Origin of the sequence: Comamonas odontotermitis (assembly GCF_014207855.1) — a bacterium.
Classification (GTDB): domain Bacteria; phylum Pseudomonadota; class Gammaproteobacteria; order Burkholderiales; family Burkholderiaceae_C; genus Comamonas; species Comamonas odontotermitis_A.
On sequence record NZ_JACHKZ010000002.1, the window covers coordinates 203625 to 225346 of the forward strand.

19 protein-coding genes are annotated in these 21722 nt (G+C 62.5%); 9 read left to right on the forward strand and 10 right to left on the reverse strand.

Annotation, left to right across the window (positions count from 1 at the left end):
* Positions 1 to 5 precede the first annotated feature (5 nt).
* From HNP33_RS02950 to HNP33_RS02965, 4 genes are read left to right on the forward strand one after another with little or no spacing between them, the layout of a single operon-like run.
* Positions 6 to 1892, forward strand: a complete 1887-nt coding sequence (locus tag HNP33_RS02950; protein ID WP_184705094.1) for a polysaccharide deacetylase family protein — start codon at positions 6 to 8, stop codon at positions 1890 to 1892.
* Positions 1889 to 3091 carry a non-hydrolyzing UDP-N-acetylglucosamine 2-epimerase gene (wecB, locus tag HNP33_RS02955; RefSeq protein ID WP_184705096.1) on the forward strand — a complete coding sequence of 401 codons (1203 nt, stop codon included), beginning with the start codon at positions 1889 to 1891 and terminating at the stop codon, positions 3089 to 3091. Before HNP33_RS02950 ends, wecB begins: the two co-directional genes overlap by 4 nt.
* Positions 3088 to 3963, forward strand: coding sequence for a YaiO family outer membrane beta-barrel protein (locus tag HNP33_RS02960; protein ID WP_184705098.1), 876 nt, complete (start codon positions 3088 to 3090; stop codon positions 3961 to 3963). The genes wecB and HNP33_RS02960 overlap by 4 nt, the downstream gene beginning before the upstream one ends.
* Positions 3964 to 3974: 11 nt before the next feature.
* On the forward strand, positions 3975 to 4733 hold the full coding sequence (locus tag HNP33_RS02965) for a hypothetical protein (protein ID WP_184705100.1): 759 nt from the start codon (positions 3975 to 3977) through the stop codon (positions 4731 to 4733).
* Between the two features lie 81 nt (positions 4734 to 4814).
* On the opposite strand, the gene HNP33_RS02970 is transcribed toward HNP33_RS02965, so the two are convergent.
* The gene (locus tag HNP33_RS02970; RefSeq protein ID WP_184705101.1) at positions 4815 to 5594 is read right to left on the reverse strand and encodes a fumarylacetoacetate hydrolase family protein; all 780 of its coding nucleotides are present in this window, start codon (positions 5592 to 5594) and stop codon (positions 4815 to 4817) included.
* Between the two features lie 225 nt (positions 5595 to 5819).
* Between HNP33_RS02970 and HNP33_RS02975 the strand changes: the two genes are divergently transcribed.
* The 4 genes from HNP33_RS02975 to HNP33_RS02990 all read left to right on the forward strand — a co-directional run bounded on the left by HNP33_RS02975 (position 5820) and on the right by HNP33_RS02990 (position 10942).
* Positions 5820 to 7127 carry a Glu/Leu/Phe/Val family dehydrogenase gene (locus HNP33_RS02975; protein WP_184705103.1) on the forward strand — a complete coding sequence of 436 codons (1308 nt, stop codon included), beginning with the start codon at positions 5820 to 5822 and terminating at the stop codon, positions 7125 to 7127.
* Between the two features lie 210 nt (positions 7128 to 7337).
* Positions 7338 to 8315, forward strand: coding sequence for a Bug family tripartite tricarboxylate transporter substrate binding protein (locus tag HNP33_RS02980; RefSeq protein WP_418903818.1), 978 nt, complete (start codon positions 7338 to 7340; stop codon positions 8313 to 8315).
* A gap of 27 nt (positions 8316 to 8342) precedes the next feature.
* Positions 8343 to 9917 carry a class I adenylate-forming enzyme family protein gene (locus HNP33_RS02985; protein WP_184705105.1) on the forward strand — a complete coding sequence of 525 codons (1575 nt, stop codon included), beginning with the start codon at positions 8343 to 8345 and terminating at the stop codon, positions 9915 to 9917.
* Positions 9918 to 9949: 32 nt separating this feature from the next.
* Complete coding sequence (locus HNP33_RS02990) at positions 9950 to 10942, forward strand: Bug family tripartite tricarboxylate transporter substrate binding protein (RefSeq protein ID WP_184705107.1); 993 nt, start codon at positions 9950 to 9952, stop codon at positions 10940 to 10942.
* A 112-nt stretch (positions 10943 to 11054) separates the two neighbouring features.
* On the opposite strand, the gene queC is transcribed toward HNP33_RS02990, so the two are convergent.
* The 9 genes from queC to HNP33_RS03035 form a co-directional block, all read right to left on the reverse strand.
* Positions 11055 to 11759, reverse strand: a complete 705-nt coding sequence (gene queC, locus HNP33_RS02995) for a 7-cyano-7-deazaguanine synthase QueC (protein ID WP_184705109.1) — start codon at positions 11757 to 11759, stop codon at positions 11055 to 11057.
* Complete coding sequence (locus HNP33_RS03000; RefSeq protein WP_184705111.1) at positions 11756 to 12427, reverse strand: 7-cyano-7-deazaguanine/7-aminomethyl-7-deazaguanine transporter; 672 nt, start codon at positions 12425 to 12427, stop codon at positions 11756 to 11758. The genes queC and HNP33_RS03000 overlap by 4 nt, the downstream gene beginning before the upstream one ends.
* A gap of 202 nt (positions 12428 to 12629) precedes the next feature.
* A complete protein-coding gene (locus tag HNP33_RS03005; RefSeq protein ID WP_184705113.1) occupies positions 12630 to 13490 on the reverse strand; it encodes a hypothetical protein in 861 nt (286 codons plus the stop codon).
* 82 nt (positions 13491 to 13572) lie between these two features.
* On the reverse strand, positions 13573 to 14451 hold the full coding sequence (locus HNP33_RS03010; RefSeq protein ID WP_184705115.1) for an HpcH/HpaI aldolase/citrate lyase family protein: 879 nt from the start codon (positions 14449 to 14451) through the stop codon (positions 13573 to 13575).
* 104 nt (positions 14452 to 14555) lie between these two features.
* Positions 14556 to 15551 carry a tripartite tricarboxylate transporter substrate-binding protein gene (locus tag HNP33_RS03015; RefSeq protein WP_184705117.1) on the reverse strand — a complete coding sequence of 332 codons (996 nt, stop codon included), beginning with the start codon at positions 15549 to 15551 and terminating at the stop codon, positions 14556 to 14558.
* 50 nt (positions 15552 to 15601) lie between these two features.
* Positions 15602 to 16981, reverse strand: a complete 1380-nt coding sequence (locus HNP33_RS03020) for an MmgE/PrpD family protein (RefSeq protein WP_184705119.1) — start codon at positions 16979 to 16981, stop codon at positions 15602 to 15604.
* 24 nt (positions 16982 to 17005) lie between these two features.
* Complete coding sequence (locus tag HNP33_RS03025; RefSeq protein WP_184705121.1) at positions 17006 to 18196, reverse strand: CaiB/BaiF CoA transferase family protein; 1191 nt, start codon at positions 18194 to 18196, stop codon at positions 17006 to 17008.
* Positions 18197 to 18303: 107 nt separating this feature from the next.
* Positions 18304 to 19470 carry an acyl-CoA dehydrogenase family protein gene (locus HNP33_RS03030; RefSeq protein ID WP_184705123.1) on the reverse strand — a complete coding sequence of 389 codons (1167 nt, stop codon included), beginning with the start codon at positions 19468 to 19470 and terminating at the stop codon, positions 18304 to 18306.
* A 90-nt stretch (positions 19471 to 19560) separates the two neighbouring features.
* Positions 19561 to 20454 carry an FAS1-like dehydratase domain-containing protein gene (locus HNP33_RS03035; RefSeq protein ID WP_184705124.1) on the reverse strand — a complete coding sequence of 298 codons (894 nt, stop codon included), beginning with the start codon at positions 20452 to 20454 and terminating at the stop codon, positions 19561 to 19563.
* Between the two features lie 302 nt (positions 20455 to 20756).
* Between HNP33_RS03035 and HNP33_RS03040 the strand changes: the two genes are divergently transcribed.
* Positions 20757 to 21662 (forward strand): SDR family oxidoreductase, encoded by a 906-nt coding sequence (locus HNP33_RS03040; RefSeq protein ID WP_418903819.1) that lies wholly within the window; start codon positions 20757 to 20759, stop codon positions 21660 to 21662.
* Positions 21663 to 21722 lie beyond the last annotated feature (60 nt).

Genomic DNA, 21722 nt, shown 5'->3' on the forward strand with positions numbered 1-21722 from the left:
CGACAATGAAAATCCTGACATGGAAACAATGGCTGGCAGCCATCGCAGTCGTGCTCTGCGTGCTGGCGGCGATTGCCGGGCACCAGATAGCCAGTCTCATCGCCAGCGAGCGTTATGGCAGCCTCACCCTCTTGATCCCCGATTCCATGGCCGAGGACGCGCCCGAGGTACGCATCTGGACCGAGGCTGCCGCAGAGCGCGGCGTGCTTTTGGCACCGCTTTCCATCAGCACCTGGATGCGTGGTGTGAACTATGGGGCAGAAGCGGCCCGGCAAGCCGTCATCATTCCGGACACTTTTCATCGCCGCATGTCCGACGCAGCGACCCAAACCTTGATGGACGTGGTGCACGCCGGAGGCAAGGCCATGGTGGTGCAGGACGCGGGCCTCTTAGATGAGAGGGGCTACTACAGCCGAGGCCAGGCGCGTTTTTCCGCCATGCTCGGAGTCCGCTACGGAGATTACGAGCAATACAAGGAAAACCTGTCTGATTACGACGAAATCATGGGCTCCGCCTACACCATGGAAACGCTGGGCATTCCCCCTGGCCGGTATCTGAGCACCAAGGCGGCAGCGAACCTGACCTCGATTTCCGCATCCGATCTGGCGCGCGCCAGCCCGAAGTTCGACACCTTTGTGGCAGGCTATACCAAGGATTCCCAGCGCTTTGCCATCCTGAAAACCGACCGCCCGGTTGCGCCGCGCATCCTGCTCCAATCCGTAGACGGCAATATCGTTGCCAGCATCCACCGCTGGGGCCAGGGCGAGGCCATGTTCGTCAACCTGCCACTCACCTACCTGCTTGAGCGCACCGACGGTATCTTTCTGCATGGATTTCTCGCCTATTTCTCGAGTGAACTGGCGCAGCAACCGTCCCTGCTGGCCACCCCCGGCGGCACAGGCGCCCTGGTACTGAACTGGCACAACGACGACCGCAAGGCCATCGGCTTCCTGCACACCTTGCAGGACCAAGGCATCTTTGACCATGGCCACCAGTCCATGCACTTTACCGCCGGCCCCGATGTGAATCGGGAGGGTGATGGCCTGGGCATGGACCTGGATAACAACCAGGATGCGCAGCAGATGATCAAGAAACTGCGCAGCCAGGGCCACACCATCGGCAACCATGGCGGATGGATCCATAACTATTTCGGCGCCAATGCCAACGACAACAACGGCGACGATTTTAAGCAGTACCTGGACCAGAACAACCAGTCTGTCACCCAGGCCAATGGTGGCGAGGAGCCCAAGGAATACTCCGCCCCGACCGGCAACCAGCCCCTGTGGGTGTATGACTGGATGGCCGCGCATGGCGTCAAGGCCTATTACACATCGGGCAGCGTGGGCATGCCGCCAACGCGCTTGTGGCTGGGGTTTCGCCAGGTCAGCGATGCCTGGGCGTTTCCGGTGCTGACCTATGGCCAGGTCGCATCGGCCGAAGAAGCTTCGTTTCAGCACATGTCCGTCGACGAATTCGGACAATGGCTGCAGCAGCTTGCCCGGTTCATCGAACAGACACGCTCCATCCGGCTGAGCTACTTTCACCCGATTGGCGCCGTCAGCTACCTGCCTGCCGTCAAAGCCTATATCGAAACCATGCAACGCTGCGCAGACCGCGCGCAATGCCAGTTCATCTCCATGACCGAAGCTGCGGAATTTCTCAGCAACCGGGCGCAGGTGCAATGGTCGCTGCAACCAGAAGGCGACAACGACATCCTGTCCGCATCCCATCCCAAGTCCCTGGCCACCATGGCCTGGAAGGTTCCCAAGGCCCGGTATTCCGGCGTCCAGATACAGTCAGGCAACGCCAATGTGCAAAGCACAAACGACAGCTGGCTGGTATGCGCAGAAGCCGGTCAGCAACTTATACTGGTATTGCACCGTCTTCCATGACATCACCCACCCAATCTTGCGTTGTCGCCATCATGGGCACCCGCCCGGAAATCATCAAGATGGCGCCCGTCGTGCTCGCCCTGCGCAAACAGGGCATGCCGACCCATGTGCTGCACACCGGGCAGCATGAGGAAATGGCCTGGCCGCTGTACGAGTTCTTTGGAATCAAGCCAGCAGAAATCATCCGCCTCAAGCGCGAAGTACCCACCCTTCCAGCGCTGGCAAGCGAGCTGATGTCGGCCATCGGCACGCAGCTCTCCAGCCTGCAGCCCGCGGCGGCATTGGTTCACGGTGACACCAGCAGCGCTGCCATGGGAGCGCTGGCTGCCGCGTTCTTGCAAATACCCGTGGGCCATGTGGAAGCAGGCTTGCGCTCAGGACGCATGGATGAACCCTTTCCAGAGGAAATCAACCGCAGTCTGATCGGCCGCGTCAGCCACTGGCACTTTGCCCCCACGGCCCAGGCCAGCAGCAACTTGCAGAGGGAAAATGTGCCCGGATCGGTGTCCATCGTCGGCAATACCGTGGTCGATGCGGTATTGCTGGCCGCCCAACACGTGCGTGCCCAGCGCCTGGCGGGCCAGCCGATCGCCAATCCAGACTACCAGTGGTTTCTGGACAGCGGCTTGCGCAAGCTGGTGCTGGTGACAGCGCACCGGCGTGAGAATTGGGGCGCGCCGATGGAGCAGATCGCCAGTGCCGTGGCCGCCTTGCTGCAGCAATGCCCGGACGCTGCCGTCATCTGGCCGCTGCACCTGAACCCTCTGGTACAGCAAGCCGTGCGCGCCGTCCATGCCGCCTGCACGCCCGATATCCAGCAACGCTGGCGTCTGAGCGCACCGCTCGACTACCCGCCCATGGTGGAAATCATGGATGCGGCCAACCTGCTGCTCACCGATTCGGGAGGCATCCAGGAGGAAGGGCTGTCCTTGCACAAGCCCTTGCTCGTGATGCGCGACGTCACCGAACGCCCCGAAGTCATCACCTGCGGCGGCGGGCTGTTGGTGGGCACAGACCCGCACCGCATCGTATCGGCTGCGGCCAGCGTTCTGGCCGACGGCCGTCTGCCCGGCCTGGCTCCCACCCACGGTCAGGCCAACCCTTTTGGCGATGGCACCAGTGGTGCGCAGATTGCAGCTGTACTGCGCAAGCATCTGCATGGCGCCCATGCCGCAACCCCTCATCCCTTACCTGTATGAAGCACCTCCTCACGATTGCGGTCTTGGGCCTGGGCACGGCCAGCCTCAGCATGCCCGTCACCACATCTGCCCAGACGGTGGAAAGCGAAGCCGCGGCATCCACAACCACTGCCCCGGAAACTGCGCCAGCACCGGCCCCTGAATTTGAACCCGGGCGCCGTGGCCGCGTAGACGTCGGCATGGGGTATTCCACGCTGACGGGCGGCAACAGCAACTGGAACGACCAGTTCGTTCGTGGCCACATAGGGCTCAAGCCCGGAACCACCCTGAACTGGGATCTGTCCAGTCAGCGCCACTTCGACGAGCGCGGCACGGTCGGCGCCCTGTCACTGACCCACACCCTGTCGCCCTGGTGGTACATGTCAGTCGGCGCCAGCGCGGGATCTGCCGATTTTCAGAACAAGTACCGGGGCGACATTGCCATCTACCGCAAATGGACCGATACCCAGCAGTGGGTAAGCGGCCTTGCCTTGATGAAATCTGCCAGCCGCGACGGCGTTCACCGCGACACCGGCATCACCGCCTCGGTTGCGTACTACTCCACCAATGCCTGGGTTGCTGAAGGCGGCGTGGTCTACAACAAATCCAACCCCGGCGCCGTCGATGGTTTCCGCGGCTTTGCGGCGCTGACCCTGGGCACCGAGAAGCAGCACTATTTCACGGCACGTATCGACCATGGCAAGGAAGGCTATCTGCCCACCGGCGCCATTGCCGACAGCGGCAACCATGTGGGCTTTCAATCCACCGAAGTCAGCCTCCAGTGGCGCCAGTGGCTCGCAAAGGATTGGGGTTATATCGTCGGCGGCCAGTTCTACCGCAACCCCTACTACAACCGCAAAGGGTTGAGCGCCGCGCTTTTCTTTGACTTTTAGGACCCTGCACCGTGCCCCATCTTCGCATGACCCGCCAGCACCGCGGGCTCAGAAGCTATATCTGGACCTGGCAGCACGCCATCCAGCTGGTACTGCTGCTGGCCACATTCTGGCTGCTGCTGTGGTGGGGTGCGTCCCTCGCTGTCCAGTTCTGGTCACAGGTGCTGGCCTGGGCCTGGCCGCTTCTGGGCCTGGGAGACACCGCAGACGTCCAGACCTCCGTGATTCCATTTCTGGGGCTGTCCATCGATGTCGTGCGCACGCATTTCTATGTGCCACCGCCCGATCTGCTGCAATGGTGGCTGGGCGCTGGCATATCCGTTGCGCTGATCGCCATTTCACTGCTCCTGTCGCGGGAGCGCCTGCCCCTGATCTATGTCCTGCGCATCATCGCTACGCTGGGCATCGTAGGACTGCTGTCCTATGAATTCCTCCCAGCCCTGGCGGTGAGCGATGTCAACCGCCTGCTGGCAGACAACATTCTGGATATGGGCCTGGCCATGCTGTGGCTGCTGCCCGCCGTGCATGCACTGGTGCTGTATATCTTTCCGATGCCAGTGCTGTACAAAATCGGTGCCACGCTCACCGGCCTGCTTTTCCTTGTCGTCAGCATTCCGCTGCAGGCGGCCTCCCTGGCCTGGCTGGCGCAGCAGTCCAGCTTGCTGGTAGCGGTGCCCTTGTACATGCTGTTCAGTTTTTTGCCGCAGATTGTGGGGCAGCTGGGCATCTATGGCCTGTTCATGAGCCTGGCGCCCTCGCCCGACTATTGAACGATTTGCCCACAACCGATCGCAAACTCCCGCGCCTGAGACCACCAGCGCGCATCGCAGCAGCGATGCGCGCTTTACTTTTCATAGCTGTACTACCGCTTCGCCAACGCCATCAAAATGCACGCGGATGGCCTCACCCTTGGTCGCCTGCAGCAAACCGCACCAGCTGCCAGTGGTCACCACCGTGCCGGCCTGCACGGTGCCGAAGTGCCGGGTGGCATGGCGCAGCCACTCAGGCAGCAGCCAGGCAGGGTCTTGCAGCGAATGGCTGCCCTGGCGCACCACCTGCGGCTGATTGCCAATCTGCACGGAACAGCGTTGCTCCGCCCAATTTCGTGGGTGGTAGGGCTGCCAGCCGCCCAGCACCAAGGCGCCATGGCACAGCAGGTCAGCCGCCTTGAGCGCTTCTGGCGCCTGCAGTTGCTGCTGCCAGCGCGAATCGACGATCTCGATACTGACAGCCATTGCATCTACCAGGGCAGCAGCATCCTCGTCCAGATGCGCTGCGGCGGCAGCATCTACATCGCAGGCAATGCGCAGGGCGATCTCTGCTTCCACGCCGCGCATCAGGAACGCAGTGCTTCCGAGATAGGCGCCAGCGCCATGCACACCTTGCGGAGGCAGCGGCGCGTGGGCCAGCGGCTGGCTGCGGCCCGGCCCGCCGCTTTTCCAGTACAGAGGGGCGCGATCGGTATCACCCCACCTATGCGCCCGCGCCTGATGCACGCCCAGCACATCGCCTGCGGACAGCCCCTGCGGCCACGCCGCAGCGTCCAACGCGCTGCCCGCAGCAGTGGCCTGCTGCAAGGCCTGCGCCAGAAGGCCCGGCTCGAAAGTAGAGGGTGTATCGAAATGGAACATGGCAGAGAACGCTTTCAAAAGATCATTCAAGACAGGTGTTACTTCAAAATACCCGTCAAAAAGGCCATTTCTCCATAAATTACATGCACCAATAGCTCCTGTTTTTGATGCTTATTTCGAAAGCATGGTTATGCACAAAATGCATTCCATGCCTATCATCTGGCCTTGGACAAGACGGGGGGTGAGAATTTAAGCTATGCGTACCTTTTCAACCGCATGGATCGTATGACATCCAACAGCACTCCTGCAGCAGCATCCAACCATCCGCTGCCTTCGTACCTGGACCCCAAGCACCTGGGCCCCTGGGGCATCTACCTGCAACAGGTCGACCGCGTCACCCCTTACCTGGGCTCGCTGGCCCGCTGGGTCGAAACCCTCAAGCGCCCCAAGCGCGCGCTGATCGTGGATGTGCCGATTGAAATGGACAACGGCACCATCGCACACTTTGAAGGGTACCGCGTACAGCACAACCTCAGCCGTGGCCCGGGCAAGGGTGGCGTGCGCTTTCACCAGGATGTGACGCTGTCTGAGGTGATGGCGCTGTCTGCCTGGATGTCGATCAAGAATGCTGCCGTGAACGTGCCTTACGGCGGTGCCAAGGGCGGTATCCGTGTCGATCCCAAGACCTTGTCCAAGGGCGAGCTCGAACGCCTGACCCGCCGCTATACCAGCGAAATCGGCCTGCTGATCGGCCCGTCCAAGGACATCCCTGCACCCGATGTGAACACCAACGGCCAGATCATGTCCTGGATGATGGACACCTACTCGATGAACACCGGCGCCACTGCGACCGGCGTGGTCACGGGCAAGCCTATCGACCTGGGCGGCTCGCTCGGCCGTGTGGAAGCCACCGGCCGTGGCGTGTTCACCGTGGGTGTGGAAGCAGCCAAGCTCTCCGGCCTGGCGCTGCAGGGCGCACGTGTTGCGGTGCAGGGCTTTGGTAACGTGGGTGGCACGGCAGGCAAGCTGTTTGCCGAAGCTGGCGCCATCGTAGTGGCCGTGCAAGACCACACCGGCACCATCTTCAACGCCAAGGGCCTGGACGTGCCAGCCGTGCTGGAGCATGTGGCCAATACCGGCGGCGTAGGCGGCTTCAAGGGCGCCGACAAGATGGCCAACGACGATTTCTGGTCTGTAGACTGCGAAATCCTGATCCCCGCTGCGCTGGAAGGCCAGATCAACGCCAAGAATGCTGGCAAGATCAAAGCCAAGCTGGTGATCGAAGGCGCCAACGGCCCGACGACCCCCGAGGCAGACGACATCCTGACCGACAAGGGCGTGCTGGTGCTGCCCGATGTGATCGCCAACGCCGGCGGCGTGACGGTGAGCTACTTTGAATGGGTGCAGGATTTCTCCAGCTTCTTCTGGAGCGAAGACGAAATCAACGCCCGCCTGGTGCGCATCATGCAGGAAGCATTTGCCGCCGTGTGGCAAGTGGCCCAGGAGAACAAGGTATCGCTGCGTACTGCGACCTTCATCATCGCCTGCCGCCGCATTCTGCATGCACGCGAAATGCGCGGCCTGTACCCATAAAGCAAGGGATCGCAGGTACACCAGAGCGGCCTTCGGGCCGCTTTTTCGTTGCAGCCCTGCAATCGGCCCAAAAAGAGCACTTGCTGCGGCCGAACTCCAGCGCCGCTTCCAGCCACTTGAAGCATGGCTTTCGCAAGTGCGAAGCCTTGGGGTGTGGTTTTGCAGGCAAACCCCATCACGCACCAGGGCGTGGTTCCGTATCGTGAGTCCATGACGAAAAATACGGAGACTGCCATGCACATGCTGCGCCGCCACGCCCTTGGAGCCTTGCTGCTGTCGCCACTGATGGCGCTGGCTGCCAGCTGGCCCGAGCGCCCCATCACTATCATCGTGCCTGCAGCAGCGGGCGGCACCACCGACATCGCTGCCCGTGTGCTGGCAGAGAAGATGGGCTCTGCGCTGAAAACCAGTGTGATCGTGGAGAACAAGGCTGGCGGCGGAGGCAGCATCGGCACTGCGTTCGTCGCCCGCGCCAAGCCCGATGGCTATACCCTGCTGATGGGCAATATCGGTCCCGTCGCCATCAATTTCAGTCTGTACAAGAAGCTGCAGTACAAAGAGACAGACCTGCGTGGCATTACCAATGTGATCTCGGTGCCCAATATCCTGGTCGTCAACGCCGACACGCCCGTCAAGAACGTGCAGGAGCTGATTGCCTGGGGCAAGCAAAAGCCACTGACCGCAGCCACCTCGGGCATTGGGCAATCGCCGCATATGTCCACCGAAATGTTCCGCCAGAAAGCCGGGTTGGACGTGACCCTCGTGCCACACAGCGGCGCCGCACCAGCTGTGACCGCCCTGCTGGGCAAGCAGACGGATTTCATGATCGACAACCTGCCCAGCTCCATCCCGCACATCAAATCGGGCAAGTTCCGCGCCCTGGCCATCACCAGCAAGGAGCGCTCGCCCCAACTGCCAGACGTGCCCACCATGCGCGAAGCCGGTGTGCCGATGGACGTGACGGCGTGGTTCGACCTGCTGGCACCCGCAGGAACGCCTGATGCCATCGTTCACCGTATCCAGCAGGTGGCGCACGACGCCATGCAGACCGCAGAAATCCGCAGCAAGTTTGCCGAACTCGGCGGCGTGCCCGGCGGCGAAAGCGCTGCCGAGCATGACGCCTTTATTGCGCAGGAGCGCAAGAACTGGGCGCAAATCGTCAAGGCCGCCAATCTCTCGCTGGACTGATCCTCCTCTTTATTCCTTCTGCCCGCCATGACTGCATCCGTATCCGAACAACTGGCCCAGAGCTTTGGCTCCATTCCCGCCATGGTGGAGGCCAATGCGAAGGCGCGACCCACCCACACTGCCCTGGTTCTGGGCAACACCCAACTCAACTACAGGCAGGTAGCGCAAGGCATGCGCCAGGTGGCATGTGCCTTGCAACGCCAGGGCCTGCAGCCAGGCGATGTGGTGGCCATCTGCGCCAGCAGCTCGCCCCACTATGTATTGGCCTACCTGGGAGCGCTGTGCGCCGGTGTCGTCGTTGCGCCGCTCGCACCTTCTGCCACGGCAGCGCATCTGAGTGCGATGCTCGCCAACTCGCAAGCCCGGCTGGTACTGCGCGATGCCGAAGTGGCAGCGCAATGGCCGGTGCAGGACAATACCCAGGTGCAATGCATTGCGCTGGACGATGCACCACAGGCAGGCACGCCCTGGTCCGCATGGCTCCATGGCATTGCCGCCGATGCGCAGCCCGCACCCATTGCGCCGCAGCCGGACTGGCCGTTCAACCTGATCTACTCATCGGGCACCACTGGCGTGCCCAAGGGCATCGTGCAAAGCTGGGGCATGCGCTGGTCGCATGTGCAGCGCGCCGTCACCAACGGCTATGGGCCTGACGCTGTCTCGCTGTGCGCCACACCGCTTTACTCCAACACCACCCTGGTGGCAGCGCTGCCCACGCTCGCATTGGGCGGTACCCTGGTGCTGATGCGCAAGTTTGACGCAACCCAGTACCTGCAACTGGCCCAGCAGCACCATGCCACCCACACCATGCTGGTGCCGGTGCAGTACCAGCGCCTGCTCGACTGTCCGGCATTCGATGCAGCCGATCTGAGCCGCCTGCAGAACAAGTTCTGCACCAGTGCGCCGTTCAAGGCAGCACTCAAGGCCGAGGTGCTGCGCCGTTGGCCCGGCAAGCTGATCGAGTACTACGGCATGACCGAAGGCGGTGTGCGCTGCGAGCTGCATTGCCATGACTTTCCGGACAAGCTGCACACCGTGGGGCGCGCAGGCCCCGGCGCCGATATCCGCTTCATCGACGAGCAAGGCAACGAGCTGCCACCCGGCGCCCAGGGCGAGATCGTCGGGGCCTCTGCGGGCATGATGACGGGCTACTACCGCCTGCCGGAAAAGACCCGCGAAGCCGAGTGGTTCAGCGCCAGCGGCGAGCGTTTCATACGCAGCGGCGATGTAGGCCAGCTGGACGAGGACGGCTTCATCGTGCTGGGGGACCGCAAGAAAGACATGATCATCACCGGAGGCTTCAACGTCTATCCCAGCGACATCGAAAGCGTGCTGCTGCAGCACCCCGAGGTGCGTGAATGCGCCGTGGTGGGCGTGCCTTCGCACGCCTGGGGCGAAACGCCCGTTGCCTACGTAGTGGCGCAGCCAGGCACAGTGCCTGCTGCACCTGCGCTGCAGGATTGGCTCAACAGCCGCGTCGGCAAGACCCAGCGCGTTGCCGATGTGGTGCTGGCCGAACAACTGCCCCGCAGCGAAATTGGCAAGGTATTGAAGCGCGAGCTGCGCGACCTGTACGCCCGCACGCACGCCAGCGCTGCATGACCGCTCACTTGATGACAGCCCAGGAGACACGGATGCACACACCCCGCCCTTCCACCATGCGCCGCGCACTGCTCGCCAGCCTGGCAGTCGCAGGCTGCACCTTGTTGTCCGGCCTGGTGCATGCTGCGGACTGGCCCAGCAAGCCCATACAGCTGGTCATCCCCTATCCGCCCGGTGGCAGCGCCGATCTGCTGGGCCGGCCGCTGGCCATGCAACTGCAGCAGCAGCTGGGCCAGTCCGTGGTGCTGGAATACAAACCCGGTGCAGGCGGCACCCTGGCATCGCAGTATGTGGCACGCGCCAAGCCCGACGGCTACACCGTGCTGATGGTGCTGGCCGCCCATGCCATCAACGACAGCCTCTACCCCAAACTACCCTACGACACGCGCAAGGATTTTGCACCCGTCTCGCTGGTGGCCAATCTGCCGATGATCGTGGTGGGCAGCAGCAAACTGCCAGCAAAGAATGTCCCTGAACTGATCCAGGCGGCGCAGGCAAACCCTGGAAAACTGACCTTCGGCTCCGCAGGCAATGGCAACACCGGGCATCTGGCGGGCGAGCTGTTCGCCAGCACCGCAGGTATCAAGATGACCCATGTGCCCTACAAGGGCAGCGCGGGGGTCGTCAACGCCATGCTGGCGGGCGACATCGATCTGACTTTCGACAGCATCTCCACCTCCATGCCGCATGTGCGCAGTGGCAAACTGCATGCGCTTGCGGTCACCAGCGCCAAGCGGTCCGCGCTGGCGCCCGAGGTGCCGACGGTGCAGGAGCAGGGCCTGAAGGACTTCGACATCACCGGCTGGTATGCCGTGGTCGCTCCTGCAGGCACGCCCGCCGACATCACCACCAGATTGAGCCAGGAAATTGCCAAGGCGCTGAAGAACCCGCAAGTACAGACGCAGCTGGCAGCCAGTGGCTATGAGCCCGTGGGCTCCACGCCGCAGGAGCTGGGCGCGCACATCCAGCGCGAAATCGATCGGTGGGCTACCGTGGTCAAGGCCACAGGCGCACGGGTCGATTGAACGACTACCGCGCCGGGCCAAAGAAAAACGCCCTGTTTCTACACAGGGCGTCTTTGCATCCAATCGTGGCACAGGGGGGGAGGCTGCAGATTTCCGCGTCGCTGCCTCCCGCTCAAGGCAGCTCCTGCCACTGCTCCCACCCCCGGGCACGCAACTGGCAGGCGGGGCAGTCTCCGCAACCATAACCCCAGCTGTGCAACTGCTCTCGCTGCCCCAGGTAACAGGAATGGGAATCGCGCCGCACCAGTTCTACCAGTGCATCGCCGCCAAGTGCGTGCGTGAGCGCCCAAGTCTCCGCCTTGTCGATCCACATCAGCGGAGTCTCCAGGGTCAACGGCCGATCCACCCCCAGGCTCAACGCCACTTGCAGCGCTTTGAGGGTGTTGTCGCGGCAATCCGGGTAGCCCGAGTAATCGGTCTGCGACATACCGCCCACCAGCACATCCAGCCCACGCCGGTACGCCAGTGCCGCAGCCAGCGTGAAAAACAGCAGGTTGCGCCCCGGCACAAAGGTATTGGGCAGCCCATCGGCCTGCATGGCGATGGCGACATCGTCCGTCATGGCACTGGCCCCCAATTGGCCCAATACATCCACATGCAGCAGATGGTCATCGCCCAGGCGCCCTGGCCACTGATCCTGCATGGCCAGCAAACCCTCGCGCAGTTGGTAGCGGCACTCTAGCTCGACGCGATGGCGCTGGCCATAGTCAAAGCCCAGGGTCTCCACGTGCCCATAGCGCGATAGCGCCCACGCAAGACAGGTGGCCGAATCCTGCCCCCCCGAAAAGAGCACCAGCGCTCGCCGTGTTGAATTCATGGTGTTACCCCTGCAGGCTCGGTGCCTTGCCGCATGCTGCGCACAATGGCCGCCAGCAGCACACCGTAGGCAGGCACGAACAGAAGCAGGCTCACGGCGAGCTTGATGACGTAGTCGACCATGGCGATCTCCACCCAGTTGGCCGCCATGAAAGCATTGTCACTGCGCCAGAAAGCGATGGAGAAAAACGCCACCGTATCCAGCGCCTGTCCAAACACCGAAGCGGCAGCAGGCGCCAGCCACCATGCGCGGCTTTGCTGGCGAATGCGGTCAAACACCTGAATATCCATCAGCTGCCCCAAGACATAGGCAGCAAAGCTGGCAAACGCAATCCGAAAGACGAAGCTGTTGAAATCGGACAGGGCATCCATCCCGTTGAAGCGGCCCTCATGAAACAGCACGCCCACGACATAGGATGCAACCAACGCCGGCAGCATGGCCTGCGCAATGACGCGCCGTGCGGGCGCCTTGCCGATGAGCCGCACCGTCAGATCGGTTGCGAGGAAGATGAATGGAAAACTGAACGCACCCCAGGTGCTGTGAAATCCCAGCAGCGTGATGGGCAGCTGTACCAGGTAATTGCTGGCGATGACGATGGCGATGTGGAACGCCACCAGGAGAGGTAGGTAAAGCGGCACGCGCGATGGCGATGCCTGAACGGGCGTCATGGCAATCCTTTTTGGTGAATGGGGGCGAGGGAACCCATTGGGACGACAAATATGAAGGCCGTTATTGTAGCTGCCAGGATGATTCCCCGCATGGCGCTCTCACGCTGTCAGCATGGCTGCAAACAGGTATCTGCACCTGAGCCCGGTCAACGCCCCACGAAAAAGCCCCGGCTGGGCCGGGGCTTGGCAGGGCTGACCGCTGTCAACGCGACGCAGCCAGCGCCTCCAGTGCGGCGCGCAGCGCGGCATCGTTGTTCGCCTGCTCCGGCGTAGGCTCTGCGGGCACCTTGCGCAGAAGGCCGGTAATACGCCCGGACTGCTGCATCAGGCGATTGGCATAGACTGCGCCGTCATCCGAGCCGTTGCTGAAACGCCAGCTGCCTTCACCCTGGTTCACGCTCCAGGTCATCACAAACGAGCGCACCGACTCGCTCGACGTGCTGCTGCGGAATTTGACGCACTGCGTCTTGCCGGCATCGGTGCCCCGGATCATCTGCTCGCAGGCAAACAAGCCGTCATACGACACGGCCATTCCGTTGCTGAACGACGAGCCCTGCGTCACGCGCGTCAGTTCGATGGCGTCATGCTCAATACGGCCTGCCGTGTTTGCATATACGGCACTCCACAGGCCCAACAAGGCCTGCGGGCTGTTGTCATAGCCAAACTGAAAGCGCTTGAGTTCCTTTTCAGGCTCGCCCGGCAGGGTGATGAAGCCTTGCGTACCGCTGACAAAACGGATCCGCACATTGCCAGGGCTCCCCCGCTCGACGCCGCTTTGCGGGCCGCTGCCCAGGTAGCGACCACCTTCATAGCGGCCCAACAGTGCGTCAACGATGTTGTTGTCACCCAGGCGGCCCGTGGCCATGTAGAACGTGGGCTGGCCATTTCTCTCGTATGCATAGACCTGCATCACCACCGTGTCGTTTTGCACATCGATGGCAAAACCACGGCCAGGCGCACCGTTCAATTCATCGCTGATGATCCAGGTGCCTCCCTGGGGCACAAAGGCATGCGCCATGCCAGTCACGGCCAGTGCGGCAGCGGTAATGGTGTGTTTGAACATGTTTCACTCCTGCGTTTTTGGCACTGCCGGGTCGCAGTGCCATCTTGCAGCGAGTATATCGGTGGGTGGCAGGCGGAACGTGTCAGACCGTTTCAGCACGGCGTGTCGCCAGTTGGTGGCGCAGAACCGTCTTGCGCGCCAGTGCAATCACCGGAGCGTCCACCATGCGGCCATTCACCACACAGACACCACCGTGCGCAGCCTCTGCCGCGGCCAGCACCTGCTGCGCCGATTGCAACTGTGCATCACTCGGGGTGTAGGCGGCATTTACTTCGGCCGCCTGCATCGGATGGATGCACAGCTTGCCGCCAAAACCGCCGCGCACCGCGCGCTCGGCGTCAGCCCGCACCACGCTGCCGTCTTGCGTGTTGACGGTCACACCGTCGATCGGCGCGGGCAATTGTGCACGGCGCGATGTCAGCACCACTGCCAGCCGCACCGGCACCAGCTCTGCCTCGTCCGCCGCGCAGGCCATACCTGCATCCACCTGAAAATCCAGATGGCCAAACGCCAGCCGCAGCACCTTGGGCGCCTGTGCAATGGTGTCGATGCAATGCAATCCCCACACAGATTCGATGATGGGCACCACCACGCCACCATCGCCTACGGCGTCGGCCAGCATTGCCAGCGCTGCAGCCTCCTCGGCCTTGGGCAGCACAGCGCCTGCGCAGCCCTGCTGGCATAGCTGACGCAGCGCCCATACATCGCCATCAAACCACTGCGTGCCTGGTGCGTTGATGCGTACCAGCACCCGCGCGCGCTGTGAGGCAGCCAACGTCTGCATGACATCCAGCAACGCTTCCCGTGCGGCATCCTTGTCGGCGGGAGCCACCGCATCTTCCAGATCCACGATCACGGCATCGGCACCGCTTGCCAGAGCCTTGCCGATGCGTTCAGGACGGCTGGCCGGAACAAACAGCCACGATGTGGCATTGGCCAAGGGGTGATTCTCGAATTTCATAGCGCACCAACATTACACAACCTAAGCCAGCCGCAGATTCCGACTGAAATAGCAGCCCCCTGGGCTGCTCTCTGGCGACTGACGAAGGAGAAACAAAAATCCGATCACTCCGCAGTCACACCCGCGGCGCGAATCACCGTGTTCCAGCGCTTCACCTCGGATTCAAGCAGGGTTTTGAGGCTCTGCGGCGTAGCGCGGTCGGGCGTCACCAGCTCGCTGCTCAGGTCAGCAATGCGCTGCACCACCACCGGGTCTTTCAAAGCCACGTTCAGCGCAGCATTGATCTTCTTGATCACCTCGGCAGGCGTGCCCTTGGGGGCATACATGCCGTGCCACACCTTTACATCAAAGCCCTTGAGGCCTTGCTCGTCCAGCGTGGGAATATTGGGCATGGTCGACAGACGCTGCGGCGTGGTCACGCCAAATACCTTGACGCGATTGCCATCCTTGATGACCGGCGCAGTCTGTGTGGTCTGGTCGCACAGCAGATCCACCTGCCCGCCCATCAGATCGTTCATCGCCGGGCCGGCTCCCTTGTAGGGCACGGTGGTGAGCTTCACGCCGATCTGGTGCATGAACAACATGCCGCACAACTGCGAGACGGCACCGATGCCCGCATTGGCCAGCGATACCTTGTCCTGGTTGGCCTTCACGTAAGCGAGCAGCTCCTGGTAATTGTTGGCCGGAAAGTCCTTGCGCGAAAGCAAGGTCATCGGCACATCGAGCACCTGACCGATGTATTCGAAATCCTTGAGCGGGTCATAGGGCAGCTTCTTGTACAGCGCAGGCGCTGTGGCCATGCCCATGTGGTGGATCAGGATGGTATAGCCGTCATTCTTGGCGCGGGCCACACGGGCAGGGGCAATGGTGCCACCAGCGCCCACGGTGTTTTCCACGACCACGGTCTGGCCCAGCGATTTACCCATGGGTATGGCCAGCATGCGGGCCACCACATCGGTCGGGCCACCTGCGGAATACGGCACCACCATCACCACCGGCTTGGTCGGCCAGTCTTCGGCCTGGGCCTGGCTGTGAATGGCAAGGCCCGCACAGGCCAGCAGGGCCGCGCCTGCAGTTTTCTTCAGCAACGAATAGCGCATCGTGTCTCCTCGGTTATCGGTTGTGGCAGGTACATGGCCTGCTTGTCGTCTTATACGGCTTGCAGCAGGGTTTCGACCCTGGTCCAATCCCGTACTTTCCAGAGTTTGTGCACTGCGTTTTGCATCTGCACAGCAGGCACTTCCTTGCAAAACGCGCCCAGGCGCAACGCCTTGTCCGTCAGTTCTTCACGGCTGAGGGTATTGCCTGGGTCGCCCTTGGGCTCGTCGACACGGCCGTGCAGCGTGCGGCCACCGGTGGTGGTCACCGTCACCTTGCCGATCCAGCGCCGGGGGTAAGCGGTATCCACCTCGGTATCCAGCACCATGCTGACCTTGTCGCGCAGCGCCATGGTGTCCTGCGCGCGGTAGTCGTTGTCGAATTCGGTCAGACCCGCAAAACCATGGCGCGCAGCCAGGGCCAGCACCGTACCCATCGAGAACTTGCTCTGGTGCACCGTGCTCGGATCAACCACGGGCCCCAGCACATCGATGGCAGCCTGGTGCACATGGGTCACCACTCCCGCAATGTCAGGCACCTTCAGCCGGTGCTCGCGCATCACCTGCAGCAGTGCGTCTGCGGCTGGGTGGGTGTGGCGGCAGGATGCATGCCACTTGAACGATGTCTCCGCTGTGGCCCAGCGTGTTCCCAGGCCATCGATCAGCCGGGCCGGGTCGCTGTCGGTGGACATGCCCGCCGCCATGCCCTGCGGTCCGCAGAAGATATCGGCCGCGCCCGTAAAGCCATCGCGTGCCAGGTAAGCGGCCATCAGGCCCGCGCCAGCCGCGTGCGCAGTGTGCAGCTGCTTGCTGTCGGCCGCCGTGCGCAAAAACTCCCACAGGCCCGCCGACTGCGTACCTGCCGAGCCAAAGGCGTGGAGCATCTGCGCAGCATTAAGCCCCAGCAGATGACCGACAGCCGCCGCAGACGCCAAGGTGCCCGCCGTGCCCGTGGTGTGAAAGATCTTGTAATGCGAACGACCCAGGAATTCGCCTACACGGATTCCCACCTCGTACCCCGCGACGCAGGCAGTGAGCAGATCCTTGCCCGATTTGCCCAGCGCCTGCGCGACAGCCACGGCGGGCGGAAAGACTACGGCCGCCGGGTGGAACACCGAGCCGTTGTGCACATCGTCCTGCTCCGCCACGTGCGATGCGGCCGCATTGGCCATGGCGGCCAGGTACGGGCTGCTGGTGGCGCCTTGCGGGCCGATCACCTCAGACGGGCCTTGCTGCGGGCCCATGGCCAACGCAAAGCGGGTGATGCTTGCCACCGGCCGCGCATTGTGGCCTGCAACGGCCGAACCGAACCAGTCCACCCACAGGTCTTCGGTCTTTTGGACAACTGTCTCGGGAATATCGCTGTATTTCAGCTCGGCGGCAAAACGGGCCAGCTGGGCTGCGGGGGTGGATGTTGCGGGGGTTGTTGTCATGGTTCCTGTATCTCCAACAGGGCATCAAATGCCGGATGCCTTGTGCACTGCGGCCAGTGCCTCGGGGGTCAATTGCAGTTCTTGCAGAATCGCTGCGGTGTGTTCGCCCACCGCTGGCACCGGGTCCATGCGGTAGCTGTACTGGTTGTTGCGGCCAGGCGGCAGCAAGGCGGGCACGGCTCCCACAGGCGTCGCCACATCGGCAAAGCGCTGGCGTGCGATGAGCTGCGGGTGCGCCCACAGGCCGGCCATGTCGTTGACATGTGCGTTGGCAATACCGGCATCGTCCAGCCGCTGCACCACCTCATTCGCCTTGAGCGCCCCGAAGATGCGCAGGATCTCGGCCTGCAATGCATCGCGGTTGGTATTGCGCCGGGCATTGCTGTCAAAGCGCGGGTCGGTGGCCAGTTGCGGCGCCAGCAGCACCTGGTCGCAGAAAATCTTCCATTCGCGCTCGTTCTGCAAACCCAGCATCACCGTGCCGCCGTCGCCCGCCACAAACGGGCCGTAGGGGTAGATGCTGGCGTGCGATGCACCGGTGCGCGGCGGCGGCGCAGCGCCTTCGAACGCGTAGTACAGCGGGTAGCCCATCCATTCGCCCAGTGCTTCGAGCATGGATACGTCGATGTGGCTGCCTTCGCCCGTCTTACCCCGCAGCAACAAGGCCGACAGAATATTGGTGTAGGCGTACATGCCAGCGGCGATATCAGCCACCGAGATACCTGATTTGCTCGGGGTCTCGGGTGTGCCGGTGACGGAGAGAAACCCCGCCTCGCTCTGAATCAACAGGTCATAGGCCTTTTTGTCGCGGTACGGGCCGTCTTCGCCATAGCCGCTGATATCGCAGACGATGAGCTGCGGAAACTCGGCGTGCAGCGCCTCGTAGGACAGCCCCATGCGCGCAGCCGCGCCGGGCGCCAGGTTCTGCAGCAATACATCGGCCGTGCCCAGCAGTTTTTTCAGCGCAGCGAGCGACGCCGCGTCTTTCAGATCGAGCGCCAGACTCTCCTTGTTGCGGTTGAGCCAGGTGAAGTGCGATGACTGGCCGCGCACACGGCTGTCATAGCCGCGCGCAAAATCGCCGCTGCCCGGCCGCTCCACCTTGATGACGCGGGCGCCCAGATCGGCCAGCTGGCGCGCACAAAAGGGCGCAGCAACCGCGTGCTCCAGCGAGACGACGGTAATTCCGTCAAGAGGTCGGGTTCTAGGGGGCATATCTCAAAAACTCATGAAAGCCGGCATTGTTGGCAATGCCGAAGACTGGTGCGGCCCTGGTGCAAGGTGGCAGCGCCAAGGCCATGCAGCAACGGGCCGTTGTGCCATCAGAACGAGCGTGGCAGGCCCAGAATGTGCTCGGCCACATACGAGTAAATCAGGTTGGTCGAAATCGGTGCCACCTGGTACAGGCGCGTCTCGCGGAACTTGCGCTCCACGTCGTATTCGCAGGCAAAGCCAAAACCGCCGTGGAACTGCAGGCAGGCATTGGCTGCCTCCCAGCTTGCCTTGGCCGCCAGGTACTTGGCCATGTTGGCCTGGGCGCCCATGGGTTCGTGCTGGTCGAACAGCTCGCAGGCCTTCCAGCGCATCAGGTTGGCGGCCTCCACTTCGATGAAGGCATCGGCAATCGGAAACTGCACGCCCTGGTTCTGGCCAATCGGGCGGCCGAACACCTCGCGTTCGCTGACATACTTGGTGACGCGATCGAGGAACCAGTAGCCATCGCCAATGCATTCGGCGGCGATCAAGGTGCGCTCGGCATTCAAGCCATCGAGGATGTACTTGAAGCCCTTGCCCTCCTCCCCGATGAGGTTCTCCTCCGGGATCTCCAGGTTCTCGAAGAACAGCTCGTTGGTCTCGTGGTTGACCATGTTCAGGATCGGGCGCACCGTCAGGCCCTTCTTCTCGGCCTCGCGCAAATCCACCATGAAGATCGACATGCCTTCACTCTTCTTCCGGACCTCGGCCAGCGGCGTGGTGCGCGCCAGCAGAATCATGAAATCGCTGTGCTGGATGCGGCTGATCCACACCTTCTGGCCGTTGATGACGTACTTGTCGCCCTTCTTCACTGCGGTGGTCTTGATCTTGGTGGTGTCGGTGCCGGTGGTGGGTTCGGTCACACCCATCGATTGCAGACGCCATTCACCGCTGGCAATCTTGGGCAGGTACTTTTCTTTCTGCGCAGCGCTGCCGTGGCGCAGCAAGGTGCCCATGTTGTACATCTGACCGTGGCAGGCGCCCGAGTTGCCGCCACAGCGGTTGATCTCTTCCATGATGACCGAAGCCTCGGTAAGGCCCAGGCCCGAGCCGCCATATTCCTGCGGAATCAGCGCCGCCAGCCAGCCCGCCTTGGTGAGTGCGTCCACAAACGCCTCTGGGTAGGCGCGCGCCTCGTCCACCTTGCGGAAATATTCATCGGGAAACTCGGCACACAGCGCACGGATGGCATCGCGGATTTCGTGAAAGTTGTTGGAGCTGGTGTGTTCGATCATGGAATCAATCTATTGAATCAAAAAGCCTTCTGCTTACTGCCAGCAAGTGCCAGCAGCTCTGTTTTCAGGCGCGTTTGCAAAACCTCTTCATCAGCGGACCGTGGCGGTCGCCTGCATGGTGAGCCAGCCTTCATGGTCATGCGCCCACAGCTTGATGGTCTTGCCATCGGGCTGCGGCTGGCCCAGCACGGTGAAGGGGTGCAGGTCAAAGGTCGGGCGAACCGCCTTGAATGAAAAATCCGTCAGCACCGCGCCCGGCGCATTGCGGCGCAGCAGATCCACCAGCAAGGTCGCAATCAGCGGGCCATGCACGATGAGGCCGGGATAGCCCTCCTCCTGCGTCACATATGTGCGGTCGTAGTGGATGCGGTGGCCATTGAAGGTGAGTGCCGAATAGCGGAACAGCATCACCGGATCGGCGTTGACCTCGCGCTTCCATGCCGCCACGGTTTCGGCAGCGGCAGGCTGCGGCACGGGATCGGTCGGCAATGCGGCTGCGCGGTAGACGATGTCATGCTCTTCAGTCAGCGCCACACCGCGCTCATTGCGGTATTCGTGCTGCACCAGCACGAACAGCAACTCCCCGGAGCGGCCCACCTTGTGGTCCACCGAAGCAATGCGCGAGACGCGCTCTACGTTCTGGCCAATCTGAATGGGGTTGTCCGCATTCCAGTGCAGGCGTCCGCCCGCCCACATGCGACGCGGCAGGGGTACCGGTGGCAGAAAGCCGCCGCGCGCCGGATGGCCGTCGGGCCCGAGCAGGCTTTGGCGGGCCATGGGCAGAAAATTCGCCCAGTGCCACAGCGGCGGCAGTGGATCGCCAGCCTGGGGTGGCGCGTCATCGCGGTCCAGGGTGGCCGACAGGCCAGCCACCGGTGCGGCGGCAATCAGGTCGTGCAGGGATTCGGATTTTCCGATCCAGCTTTGCAGGTGCGCCACTTGCGCAGGCGTCAGCGCGGCAGCGGATGAAAGGGTTTGCGACATGGTGGCACTGTCGCAGGCTCTGCGGGCCAAAGCAATCACAGAAATTGGAACGCATCCTTTTGCGGGCACGAAGACGAAGGGTTAGCCCGTATTCCACGCCACCGGCCAGCCTCAGGCGGAAGAGCCGCTCTCGAAAGACAGCCGCTGCGCGCCATACGCGAGCGTGGCCACCCGTTTTTGAACCCGCGGTTTCAGTTTGCCTAAGGGCTTCCTCTGGATTTGCGAATTGGCAAGCCGGTTTTTGAAGAGCATCCTCGGAGGCACTCCATAAACACAGATCCAAGGAAACAGACATGTCCCAAATGCTCGAAGGCAAAATCGTCATCGTCACCGGCTCCGGCGGCGGCATTGGCCGCGATATGGCGCTGGCCATGGCCAAGGAGGGTGCGAAAGTCGTGATCAACGACATCGGCACCTCGACCAGTGGCGAAGGCCATGACGACGGCCCCGCGCAAAAAGTGGTCAACGAGATCAAGGCCGCTGGCGGCGAGGCCGTGGCCAACACCGACAGCGTCTCCGACGCCAACGCCGCAGCCCGCATCGTCCAGTGTGCGGTCGACACCTTTGGCAGGGTGGACGGCATCGTCAACAACGCCGGCATTCTGCGCGACCGCTTCTTTCACAAGATGAGCGTCGATGAATGGGATGCGGTGATCAAGGTGCACCTGTACGGCAGTTACTACGTGGCACGCGCTGCGGCCAACCACTTCAAGGAACAGGAAAGCGGCGCCATGGTGCACATGACCTCAACCTCAGGACTCATCGGCAACCTGGGGCAGTCCAACTACGCGGCCGCCAAGCTGGGCATCGTGGCACTGTCCAAGAGCATCGCGCTCGACATGGCCAAGTTCAACGTGCGCAGCAACTGCATCTCGCCCTTTGCCTGGAGCCGCATGATCGGCTCGATCCCCACCGACACGCCCGAACAGCAGGCGCGTGTGGACAAGTTGAAGCAGATGACGCCCAACAAGATTGCGCCGCTGGCCGTGTACCTGCTGAGCGACCAGGCCAGGGATGTGAACGCGCAGGTGTTTGCGGTGCGCAATAACGAAATCTTCCTGATGAGCCAGCCACGCCCGCTGCGCTCGGTGCACCAGGGCGAGGGCTGGACCCCCGAAGACATCGCCAGCCACGCCATACCCGCGCTGAAGTCGTCCTTTGTGCCCATGGAGCGTTCGCCAGAAGTCTTCAGCTGGGACCCGATCTGAGTCCCACTGCTCCAGCCACGTTGCACCGCGCCTGGCGGCGCAACGCACCATCACAAACAG